This window comes from Acinetobacter lwoffii (assembly GCF_024129435.1).
Lineage (GTDB): Bacteria > Pseudomonadota > Gammaproteobacteria > Pseudomonadales > Moraxellaceae > Acinetobacter > Acinetobacter lwoffii_F.
In genome coordinates this window covers 1-16,893 of sequence record NZ_JAMXXN010000009.1, presented here as the reverse complement: position 1 = coordinate 16,893, position 16,893 = coordinate 1, and the positions used below count along the sequence as shown (strand labels likewise).

Genomic DNA, 16,893 nt, shown 5'->3' with positions numbered 1-16,893 from the left:
AGGTGGATAAGATTTAGAACTTATTGATCACGGTCATGCGGGTTGCTAATCAAGCTTTTTAAGTCGTCTGACATGGCAAAGTTTAGATTGATATTTTTCGGTGGAATGGGCGATTGGAACCATTTTTTATACATATTGTTGATTTCACCTGAGCTATACGTGGCTTTAATCGCGTCATCGACCACCTGCTTAAATTCGGTATCGCCTTTACGCAGCATACAGCCGTAAATTTCATTGATTGGCGCAGTCCCGACAATCTCCCATTGCTCTGGATTTTTAGCTTTGGATTTTTCTCCGGCCAGCAGAATGTCATCCATCATGAAGGCTGCAGCACGGCCACTTTGTAGCATTAAAAAAGATTCTGCATGATCTTTGGCGGAAATGATTTCACCAATGCCCAATTCTTTTTCATGCTGACGGATGTAACGTTCCGAAGTGGTGCCGGCAGTGGTCACCAACTTTTTGCCTTTCAGATCGCTAAAGTCCTTGATTCCGGAATCGGTTGCGGTTAACAGGCGGGAACCCACTTCAAAGAAGCCGACCGAGAAATCGACCTGTTGCTGACGTTCCTTATTGTTGGTCGTCGAACCACATTCCAGATCGACTGTACCGTTGGAGACCAGTGGAATCCGGTTCTGGCTGGTCACCAGGTTATAACGGATTTTTAAATCAGGAAGATTCAGCTTCTGTTTAACGGCTTCGACCACTTTCAGTTGCAGGTCATGCGCATAGCCAACCGGCTGATTCGGGTTGTCGGCAATATAGGAAAATGGAATCGAGGAGTCACGATAACCTAGAACAATGGTGCCGGACTGCTTGATTTTATTCAGTGTGCCAGAAGCCTTCTCGCCACTTTGCTGATGATTTGGCGCCTGATTATCACTACAGGCACTCAGTCCCAAGGTCAGGGCACTGGCACACAGCAGCGTGGCGAACTGATATTTTGATTTCATCGTAAAACTCCATTTTTCAATTATTATGCTTGAGCCGGTTTCTAGTGCTGAGACTGTATTGGGATTATTGCTATAAAGTCTAAGTGCTCGTTTATATTCATCTTAGGGGATAAATCCAGCATGACTCAAGCTGAATTTATTGCTGAAATGTTACTGAATCAGCAAAGAAAATCTGCTGAAAAATGGCTTCGTACAAATAGATAAAGGGATTAAGCTAAAAAGATGAAAAAAGAATAAGCCATAAAAAAACCTCCATTTCGGAGGTTTTTTCGATTCAAGCTTAATGCACAAACATATCCATGGATTCACGGATTTCCTGAATGGCGGTTTCGACATCGGGGCTGAGCCAAGTCGGTTCAAAGAATCCGGCATAGTGCTCAATACGGTCTGCAGGCACCACCAGACGCACCGGACAGTCTTCTTCCAATAAGCGCCATGGAATAATCGGCACTTCATTATCCAGCCATGCTGTCACATCTCGAATATCGATAATCATCGCATTCACACAGTCCGGAAAAGGCATCACGGAAAATTCTTCGGTACGACGACGGAAATATTCCAGATCCTGCCAGCGAAGCAGGAAGCTTGGCTTGCTAAATTCAATAATTCCAATCAGATGCTGATCACGGCTGTAGTGCAGCGTACATTGATGTGTGACGTCAGTATCAAGATCAAGCGATACACTTTGTTGACGATACGCCATATAACTCGGGTGTATAAATGAGAAGGTGGATAATTATAACGCATTTCATCGCTGAAAGGCAGCGTCTCAACCGTCTTCACTAAAGCCTGCGGAACTGGTATGGCTTATGCATATCTTCAGAGAACAACGATAAAAACAACGAGGTTGCTATGTCAGAGTCAAAAAGTGTGATTGATACCAGTGTGACTGAAACAGCAGTACAAGAAGATTATTTTGCCTTGCGCCAGCTCAAGAAAGGCGCCGTAGGTTGGCTGCTTCTCGTCGGTCTGGGGGTCGCGTATGTGATTTCCGGTGACTTTGCCGGCTGGAATTTCGGTCTGGCACAGGCGGGTTGGGGAGGCATGTTTATTGCGACTATTGTGGTGGCATTTATGTATTTGTGTATGTGCCTAGCCATGTCGGAAATGTCGACCATGCTGCCGACTGCGGGCGGGGGTTACAGTTTTGCCCGGACTGCTTTTGGTCCCTTTGGCGGCTATCTGACCGGAAGTGCCATTCTGATTGAATATGCCATCGCTCCAGCAGCAATTGCGTGTTTCATTGGCGCTTATTGCGAAGCCCTGTTTGGCATTGGCGGCTGGATCATTTATCTGGTGAGCTATTTAGTGTTTATGGGCTTGCATCTGAAAGGTGCTGGTGAGGCACTCAAAATCATGTTCGTGATTACCGCAATTGCTGCGGTTGCCTTGATGGTGTTTATCTTTGGCATGTTGCCTCATTTTAATAGTACAAACCTGTTTGATATTGCGGTCAGTACAGAAGCTGCAGGTGCAAGCAGTTTCCTGCCATTGGGTTATCTGGGCAGCAGTGCCTTATGCGATCTGGTTTTTTCTGGCAGTTGAAGGGGTGCCACTGGCAGCCGAGGAGGCCAAAGAGCCAGCCAAATCCTTGCCGCGTGGCCTGATTGGTTCCATGCTGATTCTGGCATTCTTTGCCCTGAGTATTTTGCTGCTCGGTCCTGGCGCAGCAGGTGCAGATACGCTGAAAGATTCCGGTGCGCCACTGGTTGATGCTTTAGTAGCGGTTTATGGGGCCAATACCTGGATGGCGAGTTTTGTGAATTTTGTCGGGCTGGCAGGTCTGATCGCTAGTTTCTTCTCGGTTATCTATGCCTATTCCCGTCAAATTTTTGCACTCTCACGTGCCGGTTATTTACCGAAAAAACTCTCTTTAACCAACAGCAATCATGCACCTTATTTGGCCATCATTATTCCGGGGATTATTGGCTTCCTGCTGTCCCTTTCAGGTGAAGGTGATCTGCTGATTCTGATGGCGGTCTTTGGTGCCACCATTTCCTATGTTTTGATGATGATGTCTTATATCAAACTGAAATTGTCCCGGCCGAATCTGGTACGTCCTTATCAGGCACCGGGCGGTATTGTGACTGCGTCCATTGCGCTGGTACTTGCTGCGATTGCCGTGGTGGCAGGCTTTCTGGTCGATCCAAAAGTCTGGTTAATGGCAGCTGCCATTTACGTTGCACTGATTCTCTATTTTCTGCTGTATAGCCGCCATCATCTGGTGGCCGGGACACCGGAAGAAGAATTTGCCCGTATCGAGGCAGCAGAAAAGGAATTGAAATAAATTATCTAGCAGGGAGAACTTGCTTATGTTGTATCAGATTAATGTGGCCAGTCAGCATTATGTCTTTGAGGATTTAAAAACCCTGTTGGCCAAGGCTACGCCTGAACGTTCTGGCGATCAGCTGGCAGGGATTGTGGCCACTGATGCAACCGAGCGTGTTGCTGCACAAATGTGTCTGGCAGAAGTACCATTACAGCAGTTTTTGCAAGAAGCTGTGGTTCCTTATGAAGAGGATGAAATCACCCGCCTGATTATGGATGAACATGATGCTGATGTCTTTTATCCGATCTCGCATTTTACTGTGGGGGATTTTCGTAACTGGCTGCTCAGTGCAGATGCCACCACAGAAAAGATTACGGCCTTAAAAATGGGCCTGATTCCGGAAATGGTCGCGGCAGTGAGCAAAATTATGCGCAATCAGGATCTGATTCTGGTAGCGAAAAAATGCCGCGTGGTGACGCGGTTTAGAAACACCATTGGTCTGGAAGGTCATCTGTCGACACGTTTGCAGCCGAACCATCCGACTGATGATTTGATGGGAATTTCTGCATCTATTCTGGATGGGCTGATGTACGGTAATGGAGATGCGGTCATCGGGATTAATCCGGCCACAGATAATCTGCAGAATTTGACTGAGCTGCTCAAACTGCTCGATCACGTTATTCAGGAATATGAGATTCCGACTCAATCTTGTGTTTTGACCCATATTACTTCTGGCATTCAGCTGGCAAATAAAAATGTTCCGATTGATCTGATGTTCCAGTCCATTGCGGGAACCGAAAAAGCCAATACCGGTTTCGGGATCAATCTGGCGCTGTTGCAGGAAGGTTATGAGGCCGCTTTAAGCCTGCAACGCGGCACCGTGGGCCAAAATGTCATGTATTTTGAAACCGGACAGGGCAGTGTCTTATCCAGCAATGGCCATCATGGCGTGGACCAGCAGACCGTGGAAGCGCGTGCCTACGCTGTAGCGCGTAAGTTTAATCCCTTGCTGGTCAATACTGTAGTCGGCTTTATCGGGCCGGAATATCTATATAACGGCAAGCAGATTATCCGGGCCGGGCTGGAAGATCATTTCTGTGGCAAGCTGCTCGGTGTGCCAATGGGTTGCGATATCTGCTATACCAATCATGCCGATGCCGATCAGGATGATATGGATGTAATGTTGACCTTACTCGCCAATGCCGGACTGCATTTTATCATGGGTATTCCCGGTTCAGATGATGTGATGCTGAATTATCAGACGACCTCCTTTCATGATGCGCTCTACATCCGGCAATTACTGGGATTAAAATCAGCTCCTGAATTTGACCACTGGCTACAACAGCAAGGCATTTTGGCACAACAGTCCAATCAGCTGCATTGGCCGACCGAGCTACCGAAGCAATTTTCACGTCTAATCCTGTCTTGAGGAAGTACTATGAAACTGATTGCCGATGTGAAATTTGAGTCCCAATTACAGGATAATCCTTGGCAGAAGTTAAAAGCTTTTACCGATGCGCGGATTGCCATGGGCCGAACTGGGGGCAGCTTGCCGACTCGACCAAGTCTGGAATTTCAGTTGGCACATGCGCAAGCCAAAGATGCGGTACTGAAGCCACTTGATGTTGAATCTTTAAAAGCTGGTTTGAGTAAAACAGGACTACCCATTCTGGATATTGAAAGTCAGGCTGTGGAAAAGGACCTTTATCTTAAACGTCCCGATCTTGGGCGTGTGCTTTCAGAACAATCCAAAATGATGTTGCGGCAATACCGGGCCGAACATCAGCAACATTGGGATGTGGTCATCATTGTAGGAGATGGGCTGTCGGCACGTGCCATTGAGGAAAACAGCTTGCATTTTATTCCAGCGTTGCTGGAGGCATACAAAGAACAAGGTTGGCAGATTGCCCCCTTAATGATTGCCCGTGGCAGTCGTGTGGCACTAGGCGATGAAGTGGCAGAAATTTTACAGGCAAAAATGCTGGTCATGCTGATTGGCGAACGGCCAGGTTTGAGCTCACCGGACAGTATGGGAATTTACTACACTTATAATGCTTTTAAGGGCTGTCATGATGCCTTGCGTAACTGTATTTCCAATGTCCGTCCTGCGGGCTTGGCCTATCCAATTGCCATCCAGCGACTGGTGGCATTGATGCGTAAATCCTGTGAGTTACAGCTCTCAGGGGTGCAGTTGAAAGATGAACACCAAACCCCAGTCGACATGCAGCATAGCCCGGCCAAACGGCTATTTTAAAGCAGCATCCAGCAGAGAATTCTGATGGATTAGTGACTTACATCCCGTCACCATCTCACCATGTTTTGTCACAGAAGCCCTATTCACAGCTTGTTATTCTAAAAATCTACTTATGAATAACAAAGAGTGAGGATGGTTATGGTCGATGATTTCAATAAAAAACCACCTTTAAATCATCAGACAGACGTGACGCAGAAAAAGCGTATCCCTGTTTATATCTTGATTTTGGTCGGTATTTTTTTACTCGCACTACTGTTCTATATGTTTGCTGACATGAATCCAGATGCGAATGATGCTCCTGCAGGACATCCAAATCCGAATGTACAGCCTGCTACCCCAAATAATTCAACTCCGGTCGGTGAGTCTACACAAGGCACCGCCACCATGAATGATGGAACGGAAGCTACAGCAACCGTGGGTGATGGCACAGAAGCAACAGCAACTGCGACTGATGGACAGGCGACTCAATAACTGAAAATACCTGAAAAGCTCTAGTGAACCACTGGGGCTTTTTTGCAATGGATGGTGATGTTTTAAGGTAGTGCCATCTACCTGGCTTGAGTCTGAAAACATCAAATCTAATATGAATCCGGAAGAAGAAGGGGCTGATTGTTTCAGGGAGATGCCCCCGATTTCAGATAAATAGCTTAATAACAAAGAGGGTAGAACAACATGAATGATTATATGAGAAGCCCGCGTGGTGGCTTCGATGCCATGTACTACTGGGATCAGTTCCATCCCATTCTTAGTGCAATTGCCATATTAGTAATTGGCTGGATCATTGCGTTACTGGTCTCGGCAGGCGTTAAAAAGCTCTTGCAAAAACTGGGCACCAATACACATTTAAATACGGCGACAGGTCATCACTCCAATGTGGAGAGCATTATCGCCCGCGTCGTGTTCTGGATTATTCTGATTATTGCCGTGATTGGTGCGCTGAACGTGCTCAATCTTACCAGTGTCAGCGGTCCATTCAGTAATATGATCCAGCAGTTCCTGTTATTTATCCCGCAGTTACTAGGTGCAATTGCAGTCGGATTCATAGGTTGGATTGTGGCCAATTTGGTCAAGATAGGGCTACAAAAGCTGCTGGATCGAACGCAACTCGATGAAAAACTCAGTGCTGAAGTCGGTGTTAGTCCGATTAGTAAAAACATCAGTGAAATTGCTTACTGGTTAATTTTATTGCTGTTCTTGCCAATCGTGCTGTCTATTCTGGGTCTCAACGGTCTGCTGTTACCAGTTCAAAATATGCTGACCGATGTCGTAAGTTACTTACCAAACATCTTTATTGCTGCAGTGATCATTTTTGTCGGTTATATCCTGGCGAAAATTGTGCGCGGTATTGTTGAAGGGCTATTAAACAGTCTGAATGTACAGCAACATGCTGAAAAAGTAGGTATCTTCAAAAGCTCAAATATTTCTCAGGTAGTTGGTTCATTTATCTTCGCCGTGGTGATCATTACCGCACTGATCATTGCATTTGAAGCATTGGGTATCGAGGCCATTTCTCAGCCTGCTACAGCCATGCTGTATGAAATCATGAATGCCATTCCGAATATCATCGCTGCTGCGTTGATTCTGATTCTGGCGTATGTGGTGTCTAAACTGGTAGCACGTCTGGTAGTTGAAGTAGTTGCCGGTACAGGTGTTGATGAAATTCCTGCCAAACTGGATATCCAGCGTTTTTTAGGCACGACTAAACTTTCCAGTGTAGTCGGTTTCCTGATCGTTTTATTCACCATGCTATTTGCGGTATCTGAAGCAGCGAACCGTCTGGGCTTTGAACAGATCAGTGGTCTTATTGCAATGTTCATCTACTTCGGTGCCAATATCCTGCTCGGTGCGGTGATTCTGGTAATCGGTTTCTGGCTGGCAAATATTGTTGCGAATATCGTACAACGTGGTGAATATAACAGCTCACGCTGGTTAGCCAATCTGGTTCGTGTTCTGATCATGGGACTCGTTGTGGCAATGGGTCTGCGTGCCATGGGTATTGCCGATTCAATTGTTAACTTGGCATTTGGTCTAACTTTGGGTGCTGTAGCAGTGGCATTTGCCTTGGCATTTGGTTTGGGTGGTCGTCAACCTGCGGAGCGTGTACTCACAGATTTGATTGATAAAGCCAAACGAGAAGCTAAAGAACCCAATCCAGTCAAAGAAAAAGCTGAGAACAGCATATTTTCTGGATTAGGTAGCAAGACCACAGGTACAAGTGCAGCCGACATGTCAGGTACTACAGGTGCGGCGATGGGTATGAGTTCTACAGATAGCTCAATGAGCCAGTCCTCTGGTGGTTCGCAAACTGCTACGGGTACTAGCGATTCCTCAATCACAACTCCAGGAGCAGGCATCGTGCCAAATCAGGATTCAGACAAGAGTACGCCTATGAGTACGGATTTATCCCATACTACCCCGGCAATCCTTACCACTGCACCACAGGATGATGAGTCATTAGGTATTGATCCTGTCAATCCGGATGCGGATCAGGCCGTACCAGATTCAGTAAAAGTCGATCCGACTCATCCACCAGCCAATAATCCATTTGGTTCAACCGGAGAAAAAGAGCCAGATGTCGATATTGACCGTTCAACTCAGAAAAAAGATGACCTGAAATAACCTTTTATTTTTAAGCAAAATCGACCACGCTCATGTGGTCGATTTTGTTCAGTCATAAGGAAAAATGAATGAATACCAAGAAACCTAACAAAGTTCTGGCGCCTTTAGTCATTGCAGGAATTACGATTGGCTTTTTTACCGCTGCCTATCGATTTATTTTTGTAAAGAGCAAGCAGGACGAGCAGTCTGAGCGGGAGCTGGATAAGAAAATACCAGAGGCAGACGAATTTAACTGAGAAGTCAATCCTGCTCAGTCGCTAGGAATAGAATTTATTTTTTAAAAAATATAGAATATTCAAGTGAATACTAAAATGATTTTGGTATTTTTCTTGCATTAAAAATATAAAGAAAAGGAGATCAACAATATGTGGAAAGCACTGCAACATAAATTCATGGCATTTTCAGCAAATGAAGTGCCGCTATGTCTGCGAGAAGCGCAAAAAATGCAGCTGGCGATTGACCGTCTAACCAATACGGCCAATCTTAACCTGTTTAAAACAGATTATCTGGAATGAGTTAAGTAGCAATCCAGATTATCTATTGATTAAATATATTCCGATGCGGCATGTGCCGATGACCATGCCCATTGGAAATTATAACCGCCCAAATGTCCGGTAACATCCAGTACTTCACCAATAAAATACAAGCCTTTCTGCTTTTTACTTTCCATGGTTTTTGAGGATACTTCCGTGGTGTCTACACCACCCAAAGTCACTTCCGCTGTACGATAGCCTTCAGTTCCTGAAGGTTTTACTTCAAAGCCATGCAGGCGTGCCGCAATCTGTTCCAGCTTGTCATCGCTGATATTACCAATGGCAGTTTCAGCGCTTTCAGTCCAGATCAGACTTTGTAATTCAGCCACCACACTTTTCGGTAAATATTCATTGAGTAGTGTACGTAACAAGACTTTGGGCTGGCTTTGTTTTTTGGATTTGAAGAAATCCAACAGATCAACACTTGGAAGAAAATCTACCTTAAAGCTCTGCCCGACATTCCAGTAATTGGAAAGTTGCAGGGAACTTGGCCCACTTAAACCGCGATGGGTAAATAGTAGTGCTTCGGTAAAGCTGTTGAGTTCATTGGAGAGTGTTGCTTCTACGGCATTACCGCTTAAGCGCGTGGTGACTTCTTTAAATCCGTCAGAGAAGGTAAATGGAACCAGTCCGGCACGGGTTGGATAGACGTGATGTCCAAACTGTTTTGCAATCTCATAGCCAATGCCTGAACCGCCAAGCGTAGGAATCGATAAACCACCGGATGCGACGACTACAGATTCAACTTCAAAATATCCCAGTGAGGTCGCCACCTGAAAGCCTTGATTATCGACTGGATTCACTGCTTTCACTTCGCAGCTGGTTTTAATATCAACCAGCCCAGTTTTGTCACATTCCGCTAGCAGCATCGACAAGATATCTTTTGCACCATTTAAGGTAAATAGCTGCCCATGTTTGCGCTCTTCATAGGCAATGCCATATTCACATACCAAGCCGATAAAGTCCCAGTTGGTATAACGCGTTAAAGCTGAAATCACAAAATGTGGATTGTGTGAAATATAATTGCTCGATTCGACTTCCAGATTGGTGAAATTACATTTACCACCGCCAGACATCAGGATTTTTTTGCCAACCTTATTGGCTTTTTCCACTACCACGACTTTACGCCCACGTTGCGCAGCCATATACGCCGTCATTAAACCTGAGGCACCGGCACCTATGACTAGAACATCGTATTGCTTGGAAGACATCACACACTCAAGGGAGAAGAAAAGGGAAGCATTATAGACAATTTTATTTCAGCTTTCTCTATTCCAGAAAAATCAGTTCCGTGATTGCAGATTCACAGTGGATTTTAAACATAAAATATTTGAAAGCTGTCTAAAACTCATGCATAGTTTTTGTACAAACTAAAAACATAATAACAAGGAAAAGCGAATGGCAAGCGCGGAAGATTTAAAACAATATAATCTCATTACTTATATTCTTTATATTTTAGGATTTTTTCTTGGTCTGACCCCATTTATTGCGATTGTGATGAATTATATCAAGCGTGATGAAATGCGCGGTACCTGGCTGGAAAGTCATGTCGACTGGCAAATTAAAACCTTCTGGATCAGTTTGCTGTGCTATATCGTCGGTGGCTTATTGACTGTGATCTTGATTGGTTTCCTGATTGTATTTCTGGTCTTTATCTGGCATATCTACCGCTTGGTCAAAGGGTTAATTGCCTTAAATAATAATCAACCGATTGAAGCTTAGGTTGCTGTAAAACCAAAGGGAATATTACGGCCTTGCAGACCACCAGTATGAATCACCAACAGTTTTGATCCATCTGGAAAATAATTTTTCTCGATCAAATCAAAAATCCCCATCAGCATTTTAGCCGTATAGACCTGCTCCAGTGGAATTGAAAATTCAGCTTCAAAATCCCGGATAAACTGCACTAAGGCTGCACTGGTTTTGGCATAGCCACCACAGCAATAATCATCGAGAATATTCCAGTTGGTTTTATTCGTTAGTTGAGCGATTTCATCTTTTAAAAATGAACCTTTCAGTGCAGAAAATCCTAAAACCTGTTGATGCCCATGACTGGCTTCGATCAATCCACTGATGGTGCCACCGGTGCCTACTGCACAACAAATCACATCAAATTGCGCATCGCCATCTTTTAATATTTCCTGACAACCTTGAATCGCCAAAGCATTGGTTCCACCTTCAGGAATAATATAATGTTCAGGAAATTGTCGAGCGAGTTCGGCCAAATACTCAGGCTGTTGCTTGCGTCGATATTCATCACGACTGACGAAATGCAACTGCATCCCGAATTGCTGGGCGGTGGCTAATGTTGGATTCAATGGTCGATCAGCCAGTTCTTCACCTCGAATCATACCAACACTCTGAAAACCAAACTGCTGTGCGGCAAATGCAGTAGCGGCAATATGATTGGAATAAGCACCTCCAAAACTCAGAATATGCTGATAATCCTGTCTTTTGGCTTCAAGAAAATTGTATTTCAGTTTAAAAAACTTGTTGCCCGAAATTTGCGGATGCACCAGATCCAGACGACGTATTGTTAAAGTAATATCGTGAAAATTAATTTGTTGATCTGGAATATTTTGGGCAATGGTTTCAAACATAAAATTTCGCAAAGTTCATGATGTAAGCATTATAGCGGAAGTGCTAAAAATCAGAGCTTTTGAATAGCCCATTATTAGCTGATCACCATCGAATTGGTCGTAGATTGTCACAAATATTCCGCTGATTATTTAAACAATAATGCTAATCTAAACAGAGGAAACCCTGAGGAGGGTAGAATAATGAAAATATTATCCTGTGCTGTGTTGGTCGGCATGCTGCTCAGTCTGTCGGGCTGTGATGATGCAATGAATAAGCCTAAAACAGAAACCCGCACCATGATTATTGGTGGCGTACCTGTACATGAGCAGGATTATCAACTGCTAGACAAGCATTTGAGTGCTCAGGACCAGTTGAAACCTTAAGTAATTGCAATAGTTAAAATTCATGACAAATCCAGAAATTTTTACAGCAAATTTTCAGGTTTGTGCTTAAAATAGTTCTTCAATTTTTAAGTCAGGTTATCTCGTGGAATCATTCTGGATTTTAGGTTCGATTGCTTTTGCCCTGATGTTAGGTGCAATGAGTCCCGGGCCGACTTCTATTTATGTGGCAAAAAATTCAATTGCCATTTCACGTAAACATGGTTTATTTACTGCATTGGGTACTGGTCTCGGTGCAGCGATTTTTGGTCTGCTGGCAGTACTGGGTTTGCAGGCATTTTTGCTGGCTGTACCTTCGGCTTATCTGGCCTTAAAAATTTGTGGTGGTTTATATTTGCTTTGGCTGGCGTTTAAAATTATTAAACATGCCAAAGATCCGATCGAAGCGGATGTCGCCATTGCCAAACAGATGTCTTTACGCCGTGCCTTTACCACAGGTTTAATTACACAGTTGTCCAATCCTAAAATTGCGATTGTGCTGGCCAGTATTTTTACCGCGTTATTGCCCAAAGAAATTCCAACGTATTTTTATTTTGTTTTACCTGTCTTATGTTTCTTTATTGATGCGGGCTGGTGTTCACTGGTCGCAGTTGCATTATCTGCGGAAAAGCCACGTCGTGTTTATTTGAAGTTTAAAGCTTTGTTTGACCGCGCCGCAGGCGCAGTTATGACGGTACTTGGTTTAAAACTGATCTTTGGTATGAAGTAATTATCTCGTATAGACGTGCTGCTTATAAATAAAAAAAGCCCATAGTCGTAGAGGCTTTTTTTATGTCTATTAAAAAGTATTTTCTTCCGAATTAGCAGAAATACGATGAATCGACAAGTCTGCACCATTGAACTCTTCTTCCTCAGTCAGGCGAATACCCATCAAAACCTTAAGCAGGCCATACACCAAAAAACCACCCGCCAAAGCAATGACAATCGCCAGCACTGTACCTATGAGTTGTGAAATTAAAGACACTCCTCCCATTCCTCCAAGCCATTGCTGACCGAAGATACCCACAGCTAATCCACCAAAAGCACCACAAACACCATGTAAAGGCCAGACTCCCAATACATCATCCACTCTAAGTTTATTTTGGGTATAGGTAAAAAGTTTCACAAAAATAATACCGGCGCTGATCCCGATAAAAAAAGCACCCAAGGGATGAACAACATCTGATCCGGCACAAATCGCCACCAGACCTGCTAAGGGACCATTATGCAGGAAGCCCGGGTCATCTTTCCCCGCAACTTTGGCTGCTATTGTTCCACCAACCATGGCCATCAAAGAGTTAATGGCGACCAGTCCAGAAATGGCATCCAGCCGCTGCGCGCTCATGACATTGAAGCCGAACCATCCCACAATCAGAATCCAGGAACCCAAAGCCAAAAAAGGAATTGATGAAGGAGGATGCGCGGTGATCCGGCCATCTTTTTTGTAACGGCCATGACGCGCACCAAGTAGGATTATTGCGGCCAGTGCGATCCAGCCGCCCATTGCATGAACGACAACTGAACCGGCAAAATCATGAAAACTTGCACCAAATGCATGGGTCAGCCAATCCTGAAAACCAAGGTTGCCATTCCAGATCATACCCTCAAAAAACGGATAGATCAGCGCAACCAGAAATAATGTCGCTAAAGCCTGTGAACGCATTTTGGCACGCTCTGCAATCCCTCCAGAGATAATCGCTGGAATTGCTGCAGCAAAAGTCAACAGGAAAAAACAGCGCATCAGATTGTAGCCATGATCGGCAGACAAGGTTGCAGCATCATGGAAAAAGTGCTGACCGTAGGCAATATAGTAGCCCACTAAAAAATAGGCGATGGCGGAGATGGCAAAGTCGGTTAGAATTTTACTTAGGGCATTGACCTGGTTTTTATGTCGAACTGTTCCAAGCTCTAAAAAAGCAAATCCAGCATGCATGGCAAGCACTAGAACTGCACCGAGAAGAAGAAATAATAAGTCTATATTTTGCATGGTGCGTTCCAATTTAGTGCGCGGGATCACAAAAGAAAATCAGTATATAGAGGCAAATTGATTGTAGAAGAGGGCTAAGCAAGGGAAATTTTGATGAAGAATTTCTTGAAATTGATAAGACTCGATATAAAGCACGTTACTATTTTTTTGCACCAAACTAAGACATGGCGAGAGTTCATAAAATTCAGATTTATATTATATTTTTAGGTGTTTATATTTATCGTAAGAAAAACGGTGCTAAAAAAGCATGCTAAAGGTGCACGTAAAAAGTAAAAGATTTTTAAGAAAAAATTTAAAAATAAACGAAACTATTGCTTTTAAATTTCAAAGCGTCATTCAAGTTTTAAATTTACCAAGTCATAGGGAATCTGGCTGAAGGATATTTAAAATAAATGAAACCCTAAAAAATTAGGGTTTCATGCTTAGATAAAATTATTGAAGTATTCAATTAATCTTTAAAATGTACCGGAATCCATTGATAGCTTTTATTGTCTTTAGAATAAATATGTCCAATCCCCGGAAATGGCAAATGTGGTGCTGCTACCGTCTGACCATTTTTCGCATATTCAGCAAAATATTTTAAGCGGGTTTCGATCGCCTTTTTCGGATCGACATCAAAGTCAACGCCGGTCTGTGGGCGATCAAACTGCAGCGTATGTGAGTGCACAATATCTCCAATAAACACCATCTGCTGACCTTTAGATTTTAAGCTAAAACCAAAATGCCCCGGTGTATGTCCAGCCGAACTGATAACATCGAAAGCATGGATTTGATCGCCAGTTTTAAAGGTTTTGAGCTGATTCTTGGCCTGATAGGGTGCAATGGCTTTCTTGATTTTATCGACTGTGCCCAAAAAACCTGCCTGCTTGGCTTTTGGTAATTTTTCTACCGTTGTGGGATTTATCCAGAAATCCAGTTCAGCTTGAGACACATAAATGTTGGCATTGGGAAAATTGGCAACACTATTATTACTTATACCGCATACATGGTCTGGATGTAAATGCGTGAGCAGGATGGCATTGACCTGTTCAGGTTTATGCCCTGAAGCCTTTAAATTGGAATACACTGAACCTAGGTGTGGACCATTACAGCTTGAAGTCCCGCTATCGACCAGAACCATTTCCTTGGCTGTATTGACCAGAAAGGCATTCACGGAGGTTTGGATGCCTTTAGCTTGATCGACGTAGTATTTTTTCAATATCTGGTCTGCTTGAGCTGCTGGAATATCTTTAAATAAGGCTTTGGACAGATAATTGGTGCCATCTAGCAGGGCAGTAATTTGGTAATCCCCGAAGTTATGTTGATAATAACCGGGAACCTGTTTTTGTTGTTGGGTGCTAGAAACGGATTGTGCATGTGTTTGAGAGATACCCGCCATTGAACCTAAAGCAAGCAATGACACGACGAGAGAAGAAGTGAAGTATTTCATAGCTATTCTTATGTAATTAAAGTCAATTCTATGTATTAGCACGGATGCCAGCAAAAAAGAATATGAATATATTTACCATTTTTTAAAATGGAAGTGCTGATTTGTCATCTGTACTAAAAAATCAGTCTGAATCTGTATATTGATTTTTTGAAAGTAAAGAATTTATTTTTAATTAAAATATTATTATAAATAAAATGCTTAGATACATTTCACTTTTTATGAAAAGCTCGTTAACATGGGGTATTACGAACAAGCTTTGGGTGTCGCGATGAGTTTTTGGAAAAGAAAAAACAATGCCAGCTTTGTATTTTTCATTATTACCTTATATTCACTACTTGGTTTTGGACTGGGCTATGTGATTTGGGAATTTGTGTTGCAAGGCTAAGTGACCCAGCAATAAAAAAGCCTCTAGAGATAGAGGCTTTTTTGATGGATTATTTCGAAGAAAATAGATAATTACTTAATGAGAGCATTGTATGAGCGAACCAGAGCACTCAGGAAAACCTCTAGCTTATTTAGATCAAAATATTCTAGACTTATTTAGTGAATATAAAGAAAAGCCATTGCTTAGTAGAGATTCAGATTTTTTTAGATATTTAAAAGAAGAAGTACAAGCTGTTTATTCACCCATTACTTTAGAAGAAATTTACAGATCAGTAATAAAGGGGAAAAGCAGTAAATATTGTGTCGAGTTTTTAGATATCTTAAGGGAGTTAAATGCACACTATATCGCCTTAACTACTAATGAGCATGGGACTTTAACAAATACTATTTTTAGATCCTGGGATGATCCACTAGTTCATTTTAATAATTATATTGAAAATAATTTTTTAAACAAAATGATTAATCCATCAACTAAGAATTTATTTGCTTTATATGGTGGTGTAAAGGATTTTAAAACTTTTGAATACAAACAAATTGAAGCTTTTGATAATTTATTACTATTTTTAGAAAAATCTTTAAGTGATCTTAAGAACAGTACATACAAAGATGACTATCTTTTATCAGAAATAGAAAAATTTAAAGTTAAAATCCCGAACCTAATGAATCAGCGAGATAAATATAAATCATATATTCAGAGATCGGTAAGGCATTTAGAAGAGTCTAATAAAGAAAAATCATCTCATAAATCTTTACGAGAATCATTGAATATCAATCATGATAACTTACAAAAAATTAAATTACCAAATGCTTTAAATCAAATATGGAAATTACTTCAAGAAAACAATCCTGAATTGGAAAATAATGAGTTAGATGACTTCTTTCAATTGAAAATTTAATTGGTTCAGAGCAGGAATACTATATTTTTCAAAAAGTAAATCAAATTTATACTATATTAAATCTGATCGGTTATTATCAAGATGAAGGATTACATAAAGAAAAGCGTTTTATTGTATCATTCAGTGACATGTCACATGCATCTTATGGTTGTTTTTGTGAATATCTAATCACTCGTGATGAAGCCTTTGCGCAAAAAACTAATGTTGCATATGAGTATTTAAATATTGCAACTCAAGTTTTTTGGCTCAAATTAAAATGATTTCAAACTAAAAATAGTGTTAAGCCAATACTTTATTTAAACATCTGGTCTGTTCGATGTAATAAAAAAGTTGACTTAATGATGGTATTAATTTAGTTGGAGGCGACATGGATGTCGCCGTTCACTTGTGATACATGGAAGTATCATCAAGTTAACAAAAGATTTTTGTTACTTTTGATCTTTCAAAAGTAAGGCAATAGTTTCTGACCTCTCCCTAACCCTCTCCTATAAGGAGAGGGAACTACACAAAAATTTATTTAGGGCGTGTCCTCATTTGGCTTTACACCAAATAAATATGCAAGCAATGTAAATCATAGACTGGTAATTTCGTGCAAGCTTATCAAATCGG

General features: G+C 42.2%; 17 protein-coding genes and 1 pseudogene. 12 read left to right on the top strand and 6 right to left on the bottom strand.

Going from position 1 to position 16,893, the window contains the following annotated elements:
* Positions 1–20: 20 nt before the first annotated feature.
* Both NI455_RS07830 and NI455_RS07825 read right to left on the bottom strand, forming a co-directional pair.
* Entirely contained in the window at positions 21–953 is a 933-nt protein-coding gene (locus tag NI455_RS07830) for a transporter substrate-binding domain-containing protein (protein ID WP_253113434.1), read from the bottom strand.
* Between the two features lie 280 nt (positions 954–1,233).
* Positions 1,234–1,656, bottom strand: a complete 423-nt coding sequence (locus NI455_RS07825) for a hypothetical protein (RefSeq protein ID WP_004280758.1) — start codon at positions 1,654–1,656, stop codon at positions 1,234–1,236.
* A 149-nt stretch (positions 1,657–1,805) separates the two neighbouring features.
* Between NI455_RS07825 and eat the strand changes: the two are divergent.
* The 7 genes and pseudogenes from eat (at position 1,806) to NI455_RS07790 (ending at position 8,610) form a co-directional block, all read left to right on the top strand.
* A pseudogene (gene eat / locus NI455_RS07820) lies at positions 1,806–3,240 on the top strand (ethanolamine permease).
* Between the two features lie 25 nt (positions 3,241–3,265).
* Entirely contained in the window at positions 3,266–4,651 is a 1,386-nt protein-coding gene (locus NI455_RS07815; protein WP_253113433.1) for an ethanolamine ammonia-lyase subunit EutB, read from the top strand.
* A gap of 9 nt (positions 4,652–4,660) precedes the next feature.
* The gene (eutC, locus tag NI455_RS07810; RefSeq protein ID WP_253113432.1) at positions 4,661–5,476 is read left to right on the top strand and encodes an ethanolamine ammonia-lyase subunit EutC; all 816 of its coding nucleotides are present in this window, start codon (positions 4,661–4,663) and stop codon (positions 5,474–5,476) included.
* Positions 5,477–5,614: 138 nt separating this feature from the next.
* Positions 5,615–5,947, top strand: coding sequence for a hypothetical protein (locus NI455_RS07805; protein ID WP_253113431.1), 333 nt, complete (start codon positions 5,615–5,617; stop codon positions 5,945–5,947).
* Between the two features lie 201 nt (positions 5,948–6,148).
* Positions 6,149–8,095 (top strand): mechanosensitive ion channel, encoded by a 1,947-nt coding sequence (locus NI455_RS07800; protein ID WP_253113430.1) that lies wholly within the window; start codon positions 6,149–6,151, stop codon positions 8,093–8,095.
* Between the two features lie 68 nt (positions 8,096–8,163).
* Entirely contained in the window at positions 8,164–8,331 is a 168-nt protein-coding gene (locus tag NI455_RS07795; protein ID WP_005106221.1) for a hypothetical protein, read from the top strand.
* 129 nt (positions 8,332–8,460) lie between these two features.
* Positions 8,461–8,610: a hypothetical protein gene (locus tag NI455_RS07790; protein ID WP_253113429.1), complete on the top strand. Its 150-nt coding sequence runs from the start codon at positions 8,461–8,463 to the stop codon at positions 8,608–8,610.
* Positions 8,611–8,639: 29 nt separating this feature from the next.
* Here NI455_RS07790 and NI455_RS07785 read toward each other — a convergent pair whose 3' ends face one another.
* Complete coding sequence (locus NI455_RS07785) at positions 8,640–9,839, bottom strand: BaiN/RdsA family NAD(P)/FAD-dependent oxidoreductase (RefSeq protein ID WP_253113428.1); 1,200 nt, start codon at positions 9,837–9,839, stop codon at positions 8,640–8,642.
* 187 nt (positions 9,840–10,026) lie between these two features.
* Here NI455_RS07785 and NI455_RS07780 point away from each other — a divergent pair, with 187 nt between their 5' ends.
* Complete coding sequence (locus NI455_RS07780; protein ID WP_253113426.1) at positions 10,027–10,350, top strand: DUF4870 family protein; 324 nt, start codon at positions 10,027–10,029, stop codon at positions 10,348–10,350.
* On the opposite strand, the gene NI455_RS07775 is transcribed toward NI455_RS07780, so the two are convergent.
* The gene (locus tag NI455_RS07775; protein ID WP_253113424.1) at positions 10,347–11,228 is read right to left on the bottom strand and encodes a 1-aminocyclopropane-1-carboxylate deaminase/D-cysteine desulfhydrase; all 882 of its coding nucleotides are present in this window, start codon (positions 11,226–11,228) and stop codon (positions 10,347–10,349) included. The two genes, NI455_RS07780 and NI455_RS07775, sit on opposite strands and share 4 nt — an antisense overlap.
* Before the next feature lie 180 nt (positions 11,229–11,408).
* On the opposite strand from NI455_RS07775, the gene NI455_RS07770 reads away from it, so the two are divergent.
* Both NI455_RS07770 and NI455_RS07765 read left to right on the top strand, forming a co-directional pair.
* Positions 11,409–11,591, top strand: coding sequence for an NF038215 family lipoprotein (locus tag NI455_RS07770; RefSeq protein ID WP_243475187.1), 183 nt, complete (start codon positions 11,409–11,411; stop codon positions 11,589–11,591).
* A gap of 103 nt (positions 11,592–11,694) precedes the next feature.
* Positions 11,695–12,318, top strand: coding sequence for a LysE family translocator (locus NI455_RS07765; RefSeq protein WP_004645862.1), 624 nt, complete (start codon positions 11,695–11,697; stop codon positions 12,316–12,318).
* A 69-nt stretch (positions 12,319–12,387) separates the two neighbouring features.
* Here the strand turns inward: NI455_RS07765 and NI455_RS07760 are convergent, their stop codons facing one another.
* Together NI455_RS07760 and NI455_RS07755 are read right to left on the bottom strand one after the other, a co-directional pair.
* On the bottom strand, positions 12,388–13,575 hold the full coding sequence (locus tag NI455_RS07760; RefSeq protein ID WP_243475188.1) for an ammonium transporter: 1,188 nt from the start codon (positions 13,573–13,575) through the stop codon (positions 12,388–12,390).
* Positions 13,576–14,023: 448 nt separating this feature from the next.
* Positions 14,024–15,004 (bottom strand): MBL fold metallo-hydrolase, encoded by a 981-nt coding sequence (locus tag NI455_RS07755; protein WP_191112549.1) that lies wholly within the window; start codon positions 15,002–15,004, stop codon positions 14,024–14,026.
* 268 nt (positions 15,005–15,272) lie between these two features.
* On the opposite strand from NI455_RS07755, the gene NI455_RS07750 reads away from it, so the two are divergent.
* Both NI455_RS07750 and NI455_RS07745 read left to right on the top strand, forming a co-directional pair.
* The gene (locus NI455_RS07750; protein WP_086044934.1) at positions 15,273–15,389 is read left to right on the top strand and encodes a hypothetical protein; all 117 of its coding nucleotides are present in this window, start codon (positions 15,273–15,275) and stop codon (positions 15,387–15,389) included.
* A 91-nt stretch (positions 15,390–15,480) separates the two neighbouring features.
* The gene (locus NI455_RS07745; RefSeq protein WP_228305192.1) at positions 15,481–16,284 is read left to right on the top strand and encodes a hypothetical protein; all 804 of its coding nucleotides are present in this window, start codon (positions 15,481–15,483) and stop codon (positions 16,282–16,284) included.
* Positions 16,285–16,893 lie beyond the last annotated feature (609 nt).

What these genes read in the sequence shown, in the direction of transcription:
- NI455_RS07780 (WP_253113426.1), top strand. Translation starts at nt 10,027, where the DNA reads ATGGCAAGCGCGGAAGATTTAAAACAATATAATCTCATTACTTATATT.
- NI455_RS07815 (WP_253113433.1), top strand. Translation starts at nt 3,266, where the DNA reads ATGTTGTATCAGATTAATGTGGCCAGTCAGCATTATGTCTTTGAGGAT.
- NI455_RS07795 (WP_005106221.1), top strand. Translation starts at nt 8,164, where the DNA reads ATGAATACCAAGAAACCTAACAAAGTTCTGGCGCCTTTAGTCATTGCA.
- NI455_RS07760 (WP_243475188.1), bottom strand. Translation starts at nt 13,575, where the DNA reads ATGCAAAATATAGACTTATTATTTCTTCTTCTCGGTGCAGTTCTAGTG.
- NI455_RS07770 (WP_243475187.1), top strand. Translation starts at nt 11,409, where the DNA reads ATGAAAATATTATCCTGTGCTGTGTTGGTCGGCATGCTGCTCAGTCTG.
- NI455_RS07800 (WP_253113430.1), top strand. Translation starts at nt 6,149, where the DNA reads ATGAATGATTATATGAGAAGCCCGCGTGGTGGCTTCGATGCCATGTAC.
- NI455_RS07745 (WP_228305192.1), top strand. Translation starts at nt 15,481, where the DNA reads ATGAGCGAACCAGAGCACTCAGGAAAACCTCTAGCTTATTTAGATCAA.
- NI455_RS07750 (WP_086044934.1), top strand. Translation starts at nt 15,273, where the DNA reads ATGAGTTTTTGGAAAAGAAAAAACAATGCCAGCTTTGTATTTTTCATT.
- eutC (WP_253113432.1), top strand. Translation starts at nt 4,661, where the DNA reads ATGAAACTGATTGCCGATGTGAAATTTGAGTCCCAATTACAGGATAAT.
- NI455_RS07805 (WP_253113431.1), top strand. Translation starts at nt 5,615, where the DNA reads ATGGTCGATGATTTCAATAAAAAACCACCTTTAAATCATCAGACAGAC.
- NI455_RS07825 (WP_004280758.1), bottom strand. Translation starts at nt 1,656, where the DNA reads ATGGCGTATCGTCAACAAAGTGTATCGCTTGATCTTGATACTGACGTC.
- NI455_RS07755 (WP_191112549.1), bottom strand. Translation starts at nt 15,004, where the DNA reads ATGAAATACTTCACTTCTTCTCTCGTCGTGTCATTGCTTGCTTTAGGT.
- NI455_RS07785 (WP_253113428.1), bottom strand. Translation starts at nt 9,839, where the DNA reads ATGTCTTCCAAGCAATACGATGTTCTAGTCATAGGTGCCGGTGCCTCA.
- NI455_RS07775 (WP_253113424.1), bottom strand. Translation starts at nt 11,228, where the DNA reads ATGTTTGAAACCATTGCCCAAAATATTCCAGATCAACAAATTAATTTT.
- NI455_RS07830 (WP_253113434.1), bottom strand. Translation starts at nt 953, where the DNA reads ATGAAATCAAAATATCAGTTCGCCACGCTGCTGTGTGCCAGTGCCCTG.
- NI455_RS07790 (WP_253113429.1), top strand. Translation starts at nt 8,461, where the DNA reads ATGTGGAAAGCACTGCAACATAAATTCATGGCATTTTCAGCAAATGAA.